This is a genomic window from Rhodococcus sp. NFXS4, from assembly GCF_058139645.1.
The window spans coordinates 4,107,413-4,119,983 of sequence record NZ_CP192221.1; the positions used below are offsets into that span (position 1 = coordinate 4,107,413).

Below are 12,571 nucleotides of genomic sequence, written 5' to 3' on the forward strand. Positions count from 1 at the left end.
ATGAACACACTGACCGTCGAGGACATCGACCGCATCCGTGAGGTTCTGGGCAAGTACGGCAAGCTGCCCGTCACCATCGCGTCCGTGGGCAACGAGGACGATCTGTACGACGCCGGCCTCACCTCGCACGCCAGTGTGAACGTGATGATCGCGCTCGAGGACGAGTTCGATGTCGAGTTCCCCGACCGCCTGCTCCAGAAGTCCACCTTCGCCAGCGTCGCGTCCATCGCCGACGCCGTCGCCGAGCTGGCCTGATCACCATGACGACACTCGAGGATTTCCCCGCCGGCGCCCTCGTCGACTCCACCCCCTCTCCGCTGCCCCTGGACGAGGTACTCGCGGTGGTGCGTTCGCACGCCGATGCCATCGACCGGGAAGCCCGCTTCCCCACCGAGTCGGTCGACGCGCTGCGTGCCGGCGGCCTGCTGTCCGCGTCCATCCCCTCGTCGCTCGGCGGCGGCGGCTACACGCTCAGTGAGCTGGCAGCCGTGTCGCGCGCGCTCGGTGGCGAGTGCGCGTCGACGGCCATGATCTTCGCGATGCACCACACCCAGGTGATGAGCCTGTCGCGTCACGGCCTGACGTCGGATGCCATTCGCTCTCTTCTGCGTCGCATCGTCGACGAGCAGCTCCTCGTGGCGTCGGCCACCACCGAGATCAACATCGGTGGCGACGTCCGCACCAGCGGGTGCGCGGTGGAGTACGACGGCGACCGCTACACGCTCACGAAGAACGCCCCCGTCATCTCGTACGGCGAGTACTCGGACGTCGTCCTGGCGACAGCACGGCGCTCGGTCGACAGTGCTCCGAGCGACCAGGTCCTCGTCGCCTGTCAGCGAGCGGACCTCACGCTCGAGAAGACCGGCACCTGGGACACCATGGGCTTCCGCGGCACCTGCAGCCCCGGCTTCATGCTGCACGCCTCCGGAGACGCCCAGTGGGTGCTCCCCGACAGTTACGGTGACATCTCGGCTCGCACGATGCTGCCGACCGCCCACGTCCTGTGGGGCGGCGCCTGGCTGGGTATCGCCGACGCCGCTGTGCGGAAGGCTCGCAAGTCGGTGCAGAAAGCCGCGCGCAAGACTCCGGGTGTCACTCCTCCGGCCGCCGCACGTCTGGCCGAACTGCTCGTCGTGCACCAGCAGCTCACCGACACCGTGTTCCGCGCGGGCGACACCTTCGACGCGATCGCCGACGACGCCGAGGCCCTCGGCGCGATCGGTTTCGCACTGCAGATCAACAACGTCAAGGTCACCGCATCGAACCTGCTCATCGACATCGTCGCGCGCGCACTACTGATCTGCGGCATCGCCGGCTACCGCGAGGACAGTGAACTGCGCATGAGCCGCCACCTCCGCGACTCGCACGGTTCCGCGATCATGGTGAGCAACGAGCGCATCCTCGGCCACAACGCCCAGCTCTCGCTCGTCTACAAGGGGATCTGACCATGACCTCCACACTCGACCGCGACGTGGTCTCCGATCTCGATCTGGCCCGTGCCGATTTCCGCGATCAGCTCGTCGGCGCCGGTCTCCTCGTCCCCAGCTCCCTCGACGGTCTGTACGGCCGCTCGGGCGAGTTCGAGGACATCATCGATCTCATCGACTCCAAGGTGAAGGCCGCAGGCGCCGCCGCACACGGAAATACGCTGCGCCGCTTCCGATTCCCGCCGGTGTTCCCGCGCGATGCATTCGAGAAGACCGACTACATCGCCTCGTTCCCCAACCTCACCGGCGCCATCACCACCTTCTCCGGCGACAACAAGGCCCACGCCGAGCTGCTCGCGGCACGGTCCGAGGGCAGGGACTGGGACCACTGGCTCGAGTCCGCCGGCACCATGCTGGTGTCGGCCGCGTGCCACCCGTCCTACTCCATGCTCACCGGTCAGCTTCCCGACGGCGGCACCATGCTCGACGTCTACGGGTACTGCTTCCGGCACGAGCCCGCCGTGGATCCTGCTCGCATGCAGGCGTTCCGGATGCACGAGTTCGTCCAGGTCGGCACCCCCGACCAGGCCGTCGAACACCGCGAGTCGTGGATCGAGCGCGGCATGACGGTGCTGGCCGACCTCGGGCTCGACGCCTCCCCCGTCATCGCCAACGACCCGTTCTTCGGTCGCGCGGGACGCATGCTGGCCGCGAACCAGCGCAACGAGAACCTCAAGACCGAGCTCGTGGTCCGCCTCTACGGCGACCTGGACGACGGCACCGCGGTGGTCTCGTGCAACTGCCACCGCGACCACTTCGGTCAGACCTTCGACATTCGCACCGCGGACGGCAACGAGGCCCACAGTGCCTGTGTCGGTTTCGGTATGGAGCGCATCGCCCTCGCGATGGTGCGCACACACGGCCTGGACACCTCGCGGTGGCCGGGCAGCCTCCGCCTCTCCTGACGGAGCTCGGGGGGGCTCACTGACCGGTTCGGGCCTGGGTTGAGGGAGGTCCGAACCGACGGAGGCGAGAGCGCGTCACCGATTCTCGATGCGCGCTCTCGCCTCCGCATTGAGTGCACGCACGTGACCGGACGGTGCCTTGTCACCGGACCCGGACGGCGTGAGCGGAATGCGCCGTGTCGTTCCCGGCGCCAACGAGAACCAATTGTCCTGCGGCAGCCATCCGTCCATGTCCAGGCACACGTACTGTGCCGCGAAACGTGTGCTCACCTCCACGTGTCGCCGGCCGGCATCGTCGATGTCCGCGGTCGCTGCGAGTCCGATGTCGTTCTGCCGCGGCACCATCGGACCACCCACGAGATGCACACTCTCTGCGACGAGCCCTGTCGTGCCGTCGGAGAGGGTCGCACGGATCGCGTCGAAGGTGCGCGCTCCGAAGCGATGTACATGGGTGGCGTCGGTGAAACGACCCACCATCTCGTCTGCGCTCACGACGACACTCCCGCGCGCCGGAACCGTGATCTCGCGGTGCCCCTCCGCTGCCACGACCCCGCTGCGAGTGTGCGCCGAGACGGACAACGTGAGGGCACGCGCAGACTCGCTGTCGTTCACGGCCTCGAGTCGCAGCCCGTCCATCCCCTCGTCCGTCATCAGGATGGTCACCGGCCGGGCCGCGCGCGCCAGAGCCCACCACGGGGCCTTGGGACGACCGGCCACGTCCGTCAGTCCCCATCCCGCGCCGGGCGCAGTGTCGCGGTAAGTCAGTACGAGGGCCCCGTGGCACTGCGACGCCGAGCCGCGCCAGAACTCGTACGCGGCGCTCACCGCCTCACAGATCGCCGCACGCCCGAAGTCCAGGTACAACTCCGGATCGTCGCGACGAATCGAGGCGGGATCCACACCGAACACCGTGCGCACGTAGTGGTCTCGCACATCCTCGAAGTCCCACGACGATCCACGGTCGCGCGGGACCGCGGCCTTCCAGACCGGATGATGCCCGGCGACGGCCGCTGATCCGAACATGTCGTCGACTGCACGACGCTCGGGTGGCACGGAGAACGCGAGTGATTCGGCGGCGAAGCGCACCCCCGCCCGGCGCAGATCCGACAGCGGTTGCAGGTAGCCACCGACGCCGAAGTAGTGCGCCACGCCGCTTCCCACGTGGGTGGCCAGCGGACCCCCGTACGGAGTGGACGGCACGTACGCCAGCTCCGGTCGCTCGTCCGTCACGATGCCGGGAACCACGTCGTCCAGTAGCACCATGACGAAGTCCGGGGCCTCGAGACCCACCATCGTCGGCTGCTGATGCGTCTCGCTGCCGCCGCTGAGCACCGCCAGTGACGGATGATGCGAGGTCGACCGGAGGAGGTGTCGCACTTCCTCCGTCACCAGTTCGGTGAACTCGTCCGTCTCCGGTGGGTCGATGGTGGTCACCATCAGGTCCTGCCACACCAGGATGCCGCGGCGTGAACACGCGTCGAAGAAGGCGTCGTCCTCGTAGACCATCGTGCCCGTGCAGCGGAGCATGTTCAGCCCTGCCGCCACCACGGAGTCCAGGGCGGCCTCGAGCGTCGTGGGATCGTTCTGCAGACTGCGGACATCGAGCGGCACCCAGCACGCGCCACGACAGAAGACCGCCACACCGTTGACCGTCAGCTCCCCGGATCCGACATCGAAGGCGACTGAGCGGAAACCTGTGCGACACAGCATCTCACCGTCGACCCGCACCTCGTACAGATGCGACTCACCGTGCGTGTGCGGCCACCACGGTGTCACCCCGTCGACCGGGAACGTCGTGTCGACCGCTCCGTCGGCACCTGCAGTGACCGATCCGGTCGTGTCCGCGACGGACACCGAGAACTGTTCGCCTGGTCGTGCTGTTCCGCGTACGCGGAGGACGGCGCCGTCCTGAACGAGGGTGCCGGTCACCCGTAACGCTCGTCGGTCGGGGTCGGTGACGTGGACCGCTCGCCACGGCCCGACCGGTGCGGGCGCACCCACGAACACGGGCGCCCGTCCGAGCGCCGACGTCCTGATCCAGCGCAGAGACTGCCGGTCCAGCATCGACGATCGCCACCGGGCACGGGGCCGCCGTGGAGTGCTCACAGCGTCGAGAGCTCGGAACGCCAGATCGAGGCGCACGGATCGAGCTGCCTCACAGCGGATCTCGACGTCCACCGGTACGAACATCGACTCGCTCCGGACATGGAGCTCGCCGTCCACCCACACCTCGGCACGCGTCGCGAGACCGTCGAACGTGATCAGGGTCGTTCCGGCCGGGAGGTCGACGGTCGTGCCGTACCACCAGTCGCGAGCGTCGAGCACCGCGTCGACCTCGGGCCCCAGAGCGGATGCGACCGTACCCGGGACCACGGCGGGAGTGGGATCGCCGAGCACGGCGGACGGTGCCTCGAACGCACCTGCGGCCGAGCCGATCACGGTCCAGGAGCTCGACGCGACAGGGTCGTACCGCACCTCAGGCATGTAGTGCGGAGGCCAGCGTGTCGGTGGCGTACTGCCACGACTGCGCCATCTCGTGCAGCGCGCCGGTCACGTCCACCGCGCGTCCCCGAGCGGCGCGCGCCATCTTGAACTGCACCGACTTCGCCCCGGTGGCGACGTCGAGGAACGGAGCCACGGCGGCATCGCTGCCGGCCACGCCTCGGGACTCGAGGTACCGAGCGAGGTCGGCGCCGAGTTCTGCCGTGAATCCGCACTGGCGCAGGGTTCCGAACGACCAGAGGTGGAACTGCTCGGGACCGGCCTGCTGGATCCACGGAATGTCCGCCTGCACGCGGTCACCGAGAGCCGCGACAGGATTCCGGCGGGGCCGACGCGCGACGTGGGACCGTGCGACCGCGAGATCGATGTCGTCGTGAGTGGCGCCGAGTGCCAAGCGATCCCGGTCGATGCCGATGCGTTCGATGTAGGGCGGCAACGGAACCGGGGCATCGAGCGACAGGACGCGACGGAAGTCCTCGCCCTGCACGACGTGGTAACCACTGTTGTGGAAGTACTCCATGCGCTCCACATCGGTGTCGACGACGACCGGAACGATGGTCGTCTTGGAACTCTCGATGTGATAGTTGATGCCGTCCGTGTCCGGCAGGAAGTAGGAGTCCACCTCCACCGTGCAGAGGACACCGTCCTCGAGGTTCTCGACGATGTGCTGCCAGAACGGCTTCCAGACATTCATTTCATCGATGCGAATTCCGAGGAGAGCGCGCATGTCCTCGGGCTGAAACTTGACGAAGTCCCACTGCCGACCGTCGAAGTCCGTACTCAGGACCACGGCCATGGCAGGAATCGGATCCGCCTTCAGCGCGTGCACCAGCTCGATCCACAGATCGACGTAACAGTTGGTCTGAGACCAGATCCGATCACCGCGATGAACGGGATGCGGAACGTGCTGCGCTGAGTCCGCGCCCAACGAGGCGGACATCGAGGAAGGCGTGGTGCTACCGGTCATCGGCGATCTCCTGAGGTGGTCGCTGCACTCTAGCCGCTCAGAACCCCGGAATGGGCAGCTGATCGAAGATCGGCGGGACCGTGAGTTCGAAGGGATTCGTACGTGTGGTCGGCGTCGGGACCTGCACCGCGGCGCTCGGGGCGGCCGATTCCGTGGTGGGGTCGAAAGGCTGGTCGACGGTGGGGATCCGCGTGAAGGTCCGCGGCGGGACGTACGCGGGCTCCTCCTCGTCGTCGATCAGGGGCTGTGTGGTCGTCGGCTCGGTGGTGGTCGTGGTGATGCGCGGAGCGGGCGTGGTCGTGGTGGGCTCCGTCGTCGTCGTGGTGACGGCCGGAACGGCGTCCGCGACAGTGGCGGGCGCGGCCTCGACCTCGACGCCTGGGCGAACCACGGCCCACAGCACACCGCTGGCCACGGCGAGAACGGTCAGCACCATCGCGGCGGCGCGGGGAAGGCGCATCGAGGACGGCGTCGAAGGCGGCGTCTCCCCACCCTCGGCCGGCGGATCCAGGTTTCCGATCGGAGACGCGGGGCGGTCGGCGACGGCGTGGAACGGACGGGTCGGCGAATCGTAAGGGCTGCCCGCAGGTGCCGACGGGACCGTGGAGATTACGTCGTCGACGATGTGGGCGAGTTCGATGGCCTCGGTATCGACGCTGTCCGATTCCGATCGAGAGAACGGCAACGGCTCGAGGACTCCGTCGACCGTGTCGGTCTCCTCGCGCGACGACCCCGGGGTGGGGGGCTGCTCGAGCGACGACGACTGCCGTGCCGTTCCGGGCTCGATCGTCGGTGCATCCTCGCCCAACCACCCGGCGACGCTCAGCTCGGTGGTGTCGTCGGGTGACGGACCGAGCCCCGCCAGCAACCCGGCTCCCTTGGCGACCACCGCCTCGGGCTCGTCCGGGACGACGACCGGAACGCCGACACGGCTCTCGAGGGCAGCGCGCAGAGCCGGCATACGCGCGGTCCCGCCGATCAACACGACGACGTCGACCGGGCGTCCGCACCGGTACGCAGCGTCCGTCACCATGTCGGCGCATGCCGCGATCGTCGCGCCCGAGAGTGCGTTCAGCTGGTCTCGGCTCATCAGTTCGATCGCACCGCCGGACGCACGCGCGAGCACGCTCGTCGACAGAGATTCCTTCACCGATCGAGCGAAGGTGACCAACTCCCGTTCAGCGTCCTCGGATCCGGGGCGATCGACGATCTGGGCGTCGAGCAGATGATCGACCACGATCCGATCCAGGGCTCGCCCGGCACCAGCGGAGGATCGTTCCGTCTCGGTGCGACGTCCGGCCTCGGTGTCGACGATGGTGACCGACGTGCCCGTCGCGCCGGCGTCCACGAGTGCGAGAGTCCGGTAACCGTCGGCCAGCCAAGCGAACTCGACGAAAGCGAGTGCCGCGCGCGTGTCGTCCACCACGGCGACGGTCGAGTCCTCGACCGCAGCGGACACCTCGGCCAGCCGACTTTCGGGAACCGCGACCGTGGCACGCACGCAGTCGCCCTCCGTCGGCAGAGAGCGAACAGCGTCTCGGACGTCACTCGCCGTCGGGCGTTCGACCGTGTCGACGACCCTCATTTCGAACGCGACCGTCCCGGCCTCTATCGCATCGGAATCCGTCCGCACGAGACGAAGCGCGGCGGCTCCCACACTGATCCCGTACACGGCAGTCATGCCTCAGCCTTTCCCTGTCACGAGATCGTGGTCCCTGCTCGGCCGACTTTCGACTGTGAACACCCCGCGGTTTCGGCCCGACAGTACCAATCCGGGCATGGGAGGACCAGCGCGGACCGGCGACGACGTGCCGTGCGGCACCTGATTGCCGGTGGCGTCCGCGGAATAATGAAAGAAACATCGTCGTTCGGTATGTTTGATTGACGATAGAATACCGTCAGACTGCTTGGTCCAGGAGCGAAGGGCATACCGATGACTCGACACGCGTTCACCACGCACGAACCCGTGCGATCGTCGACCGACCACGTTTCCCGCCCTGTCGGCCTCACCGCGGTGCAGGCGACCTCGGTGCGACAGGCGAGCAGTCAGGCCGTCCGGACCGTCGACACGTGGTTCGGCCCACCCGAGAGCTCCCTGTTCGGCAGCATGCACATTCCTGTATCGGGGACGGCGCGCGGCGCGGTCGTCATCTGCTCGCCCATCGCGCGCGAGCACATTCCTACCTATCGCGGACTACGCCAACTCGCTCAGCTTCTCGGTCGAGCCGGCTTCCTCGTCCTACGATTCGACTACCGAGGGCTGGGCGATTCGGCGGGAATGCAGTCCGACCCCGAAGCGATGGACGGGTGGCTCGACAGCGTGCGCGAAGCTGTCGACCACGTTCGGTCCTGTGTCGACGCCCCGGTGTCCGTCGTCGGAGTTCGGGCGGGAGCTCTCCTGGCATCTCAGGTCCTCCGGGACATCGAGCCACTCGCCTCCCTCGTCCTTCTGGACCCGGTGATCTCCGGCCGGCGCTACGTGCGGGAGCAGAGGGCTCAGTACAGCGTCATGGTCGGCGAGGACGTCGCTGCGGACGGGCGAGTCTCCTTCATCGGTGGGTCGTTCGCGCAGGACACCGTCGATCGACTCTCGTCCATGTCGCTCGACGGCGGCGTCGCCGCCGCCGCGGCACCTCGTGTTCTCGCCGTGGTCCGGGAGGCGGACAGGACAGGAAAGGCGGTGACCGGACTCCTCGCTGCATCGGGAGCGAGCTGCATCACCTCCTCTCGACTCGAGACCTTCGTCAACCCGCCCAGTTTCGTGTTCTCGGTTCCCACCACCGTCTTCTCCGAGATCGCGGAGTGGGTCTCCGTCGGAGCATCGAATGTTCGTGCCCCCGTCGACGTGGCGGTCCGACACGACGCCGCAGTGGGGCTCACCGCGGACGGTGCGCCGGTGATCGAGACGATCGGGTACCGGGGACCGGACCGTCTCCTGTCCTTCGCCACTCACGCGGTGGGCCACCGCGCGGAGGACGGGGTGGTCGTTCTGCACCAGACTGCCGCCGAGCACCGAATCGGTCCCGCTCGACTCTGGGTGGAGGGCGGTAGGTTGCTCGCGTCCCGCGGAGTGGGCGCGTTGCGCTACGACCGTCGCGGAACGGGCGACAGCGGTGACGTCGCGTCGGAGGAGTCGACGGCACCCACGTCGGCCGACGCGCGCGACGACGTCCGGCACGTGGCCGAGAGCGTGGAAGCACCGGCGCAGGCCACGGTGCACGCCGGCATCTGTTCCGGTTCGTGGCACTCTGCCTTCGCTGCCCGTGAGAACGGCGCCGCCGCGGTGGTCATGATGAACATGGCGAAGTGGTCGTTCCGCAACACGAGGGTGCCCATCAAGGCGGCACACGTCGACGCGCTGGATTCCGCGATGGTGACGAGACTGTTCCACCTCGCCCGCGCAGTGCGGAACAGGGTGCATGCCGTGCGTGACACGCTGCCGGACCCGGGCTGGCGAGCGCTCGGTGCCATGGGGCTGGTCAACGCACCCGAGGTCGTGCTCGGACCACTCGCCGCCGGCGGTGCGCGAACGGTCACGCTGTTGTCGCCCGAGGACACGGCGCTCTTCGAGGCCAGTCGCGGTCGTTCTGCTCTGCAGCGGCTCCGCCGACGCGGGCTGCGACCCGAGGTGGCGATCTTCGATCGTGGGGACCACTCGCTCTATCACCGTGATCTCCGAGAGACCATGTTCGAGCATCTTCTGACCGTCGTCGGCGACACCGTCGGCGGCGCTTCCCCCACCCCTTTCACCTCCGCGGCGCCGCTGGGCGCCGAGAAACTCTGATATGACACCCCGTTCCCACCGGACCCTCATGGTTCTCGCGCTCGCGATGCTCACCGCGACGACGGCCGCCTGCTCGTCCGAGGCGCCGGCCGCACCAGCAGCGCCTGTGCAACAACCACTCCCGACCCTGGACGGCGACACCGCCGCCCAACGGGGAACAGTGATCTCCTCCGAGCCGGTGGAGGACATCGATCCGTCGATCACGGCAGTGGGCGCAACGGCCATCCGCATCGTCTACTGGTCGACATCGGGCCTCGACGGCCGACCGACCGCGGTGTCGGGAATCGTCTTCACGCCGGATGCACCCGCTCCGAACGGATCGCGCCCCGTGGTCTCCTTCGGACACGGCACGACGGGCGTCACGGCGGACTGTGCACCGTCCGCCTATCCAGATCTTCTGGGATACGCGTCCACCATCGTCCCTCTCATGAAGCTGGGTTACGTGGCCGTCATGACGGACTACCAAGGGCTCGGATATCAGGGGCCGGGGTCCTCCCCCGTTCACCCCTACCTCGAACCGAACACGAGTGCGTACAACATGATCGACGGCGTGCGCGCAGCACGCGCAGAGACACCGGTGGCGTCCGACAAATGGGCTGCGATGGGTGTGTCGCAGGGCGGCCAGGCAGCGTGGTCAGCGGCCGAACTCGCCGACTTCTACGCCCCCGAACTGTCGTTCGTCGGCGCCGTCGCTCTCGCTCCCGCCCTGGACCTCACCGAGCAGGGAACCCTCGCGTCGTCACGCTTCATGACGCGTGACCAGCAGGTCGGGTTCCCCTTCCTCGTCTCGGGCCTCACCGCTGCCGTGCCGGACGCAGTGCCGGCGGACTATCTCCATGGCGTACTCGCACAGGATTCGTCCTCCTGGACGGCATGCATGGCCGACACCGCCGCTCTCGCCCGCCGCGCGGACAAGATCCAGTACATCAACCCGTCGGACACGGTTCCGTCGACGGCAGAGGCGGCCGATCGCCTCGAGAACTGGCTCGGCGAGATCGAACTGCCGAGGCGATCAGCAGCCGGTCCCATCCTCGTCGTCAACGGCGATCAGGACGAGACCGTCAAGCCACAGTGGGTGGCCGGTGCGATCGACAAGGCCTGTGCGATGGGCTACTCCGTGGATCACATCGTCCGTCAGGGCCAGGGTCACGACAATCTCGATCCCGGCGCGGAGACGGCGATCTGGTTCGAAGCACGGTTCCGCGGCGAACCGCCGGCAGCGGACGTGTGTGCCTGACCTCACTTGTAGCTGCTGGTCACGGTGTAGTCCAGCGCTTGCACGTACGGCTTCGACGTCACGGTCTGGGCTGACGACACCGATTGCACCGACACACCGTTTCGCCTCATGACCACGCGCACGTTTCCGGGCGCGAGGGGCGCGGTGCAGACTCCGACCCCACCTGGAACGGTGCACGTGGTGGTCGTGGTTCCGACCGTGATCGTGAGCTGGGCGGGTGAGTTGAGGAATGTCACGGCTTCCACCGTGTCTCTCGCCGGACTACTCCCCTGCCGCAGTGTCATCAAGCGTGTCTCGGGGAACGACGGCTTGGCTGCCGCGAACTGCGTGCGGTGCGACACGTAGAGACCGATACGCTTCACCGTCGGATAGCTCCCGTACTTGAAACGGACCACATAGTAGGAGCTGATGTCGAGTGGGCCCCAGGCGTGCCGCACCGACGGTGCGAAAGTGGCCCCCTCGCTGTAGTCGTTCCACGTGGTGAGCTGAACCCACTCGCTGTTCGTGGAGATGGCGATGTCCCAGGTGTTCCGGAGATTCGTCGTGTTCTGCGCTTCGTCGTAGATGCTCTGATTCGGCCGACTGTCCTGGAAGGACACCGGTTGCATCCAGATCTTGCCGAGCGAGCGGACTCTGTTGGCGATCGCCACCGGGGAGTACGGATTCGTGTTCGCCGTGGGGTTGAACGCAGGGTTGCGGCCACCCCAGTTCGACATGCCGTAACTGATCGATGCGAAGGCGTCGATGTTGGACGGGGCGTCGAGAAAGGTCGGAACGAACGCCACGGTGATGCCGTACCGGTTCCGCATCGACGTGAGGAAGCTCGACCACCAACTCGCCGGCTTGCGCTCGGCGTAGAACGGCGACACCACGAGGCGGCCGTCCGAAAGCTTGTACGTTCCCGGCAGTTTCGCGTATTGAGCCAACTCGTCGGCCATTCCGTCGGGCGTGAGTGCTCCGAGCTCACCGTTCATGTCGGGCATCAGCACCACGGAGAACTTCCCGCCCGTCTGACCCGCCACGTCGATCAGCTGACGCGTCACGGGTGCGATCGGATTGGCGCTCGACGACCTGACCAGGATGTCGACGGTGAATCCGTCGATTCCCCGACTGCGCGCGTCATTGACTTCCTGCCGGAGGTCTTGAATCTTCCAGTCGCTCCCCGCGAGGGGCGCACGCGGAAGCGGACGATCGCGGAGAAATCCGCCGTAGGCGGCATGCTTGTTGTTCTCACCATTGGGATTCAAATACTGCGTCGCGTAATAGTCCGACGCGGGCTGAGCATTGTCCAGCGACAACGGATAAGGCGGGAAATAATGCGCAAACACTTTCTTCGGACTGGCAGTGGTCGGCATGTCGACGGGAATCGCGGGTGCCGCTGCGTATGCCGTCTCGACCACCTCCTGCTCCGAGGTTCGGACGCTCTCACTCGGGGCCACCACGAGTACCGACACGAGTACCGCTGTGACCACCAGGGGAACGGTGAGCCGCAGCGTCGACATCCACCGGACGGCCGAGCCACCGGCAGAGACATTCCGGTCGGTCTCGTCACGCATCGTCGGAACCTGCGTCGAACAACCACGCCACTGTGCTCATGAAATGCAACTTAGCGCGCAGGAGCGCTGCGCATTAATGACACGCACAAATTCGAAAAAGGCGTCAGTTCTTTTTTTCACCGCCTGCACGAGA

At 67.1% G+C, this 12,571-nt stretch carries 9 protein-coding genes; 5 read left to right on the plus strand and 4 right to left on the minus strand.

Features of this window, described 5'->3' with window-relative positions:
* Genes J4E04_RS19365 through J4E04_RS19375 form a run of 3 tightly spaced genes read left to right on the plus strand, consistent with a single transcriptional unit; the run spans position 1 to position 2,392 of the window.
* A complete protein-coding gene (locus J4E04_RS19365) occupies positions 1-255 on the plus strand; it encodes an acyl carrier protein (RefSeq protein ID WP_222647928.1) in 255 nt (84 codons plus the stop codon).
* A gap of 5 nt (positions 256-260) precedes the next feature.
* On the plus strand, positions 261-1,445 hold the full coding sequence (locus tag J4E04_RS19370) for an acyl-CoA dehydrogenase family protein (protein WP_307109467.1): 1,185 nt from the start codon (positions 261-263) through the stop codon (positions 1,443-1,445).
* A 2-nt stretch (positions 1,446-1,447) separates the two neighbouring features.
* Positions 1,448-2,392: an amino acid--[acyl-carrier-protein] ligase gene (locus J4E04_RS19375; RefSeq protein WP_490149390.1), complete on the plus strand. Its 945-nt coding sequence runs from the start codon at positions 1,448-1,450 to the stop codon at positions 2,390-2,392.
* A 75-nt stretch (positions 2,393-2,467) separates the two neighbouring features.
* Here J4E04_RS19375 and J4E04_RS19380 read toward each other — a convergent pair whose 3' ends face one another.
* Genes J4E04_RS19380 through J4E04_RS19390 form a run of 3 tightly spaced genes read right to left on the minus strand, consistent with a single transcriptional unit; the run spans position 2,468 to position 7,362 of the window.
* Positions 2,468-4,876, minus strand: coding sequence for a glycosyl hydrolase 2 galactose-binding domain-containing protein (locus J4E04_RS19380; RefSeq protein WP_490149391.1), 2,409 nt, complete (start codon positions 4,874-4,876; stop codon positions 2,468-2,470).
* The gene (locus J4E04_RS19385) at positions 4,869-5,861 is read right to left on the minus strand and encodes a DUF1839 family protein (protein WP_490149392.1); all 993 of its coding nucleotides are present in this window, start codon (positions 5,859-5,861) and stop codon (positions 4,869-4,871) included. The genes J4E04_RS19380 and J4E04_RS19385 overlap by 8 nt, the downstream gene beginning before the upstream one ends.
* 37 nt (positions 5,862-5,898) lie before the next feature.
* Entirely contained in the window at positions 5,899-7,362 is a 1,464-nt protein-coding gene (locus J4E04_RS19390) for a DUF7159 family protein (RefSeq protein ID WP_490149393.1), read from the minus strand.
* Between the two features lie 432 nt (positions 7,363-7,794).
* On the opposite strand from J4E04_RS19390, the gene J4E04_RS19395 reads away from it, so the two are divergent.
* A complete protein-coding gene (locus tag J4E04_RS19395) occupies positions 7,795-9,645 on the plus strand; it encodes a serine aminopeptidase domain-containing protein (protein WP_490149394.1) in 1,851 nt (616 codons plus the stop codon).
* A 1-nt stretch (position 9,646) separates the two neighbouring features.
* Positions 9,647-10,882 (plus strand): lipase family protein, encoded by a 1,236-nt coding sequence (locus J4E04_RS19400; protein WP_490149395.1) that lies wholly within the window; start codon positions 9,647-9,649, stop codon positions 10,880-10,882.
* Positions 10,883-10,884: 2 nt separating this feature from the next.
* On the opposite strand, the gene J4E04_RS19405 is transcribed toward J4E04_RS19400, so the two are convergent.
* Positions 10,885-12,438, minus strand: coding sequence for a glycoside hydrolase family 71 protein (locus tag J4E04_RS19405; protein WP_490149396.1), 1,554 nt, complete (start codon positions 12,436-12,438; stop codon positions 10,885-10,887).
* Positions 12,439-12,571 lie beyond the last annotated feature (133 nt).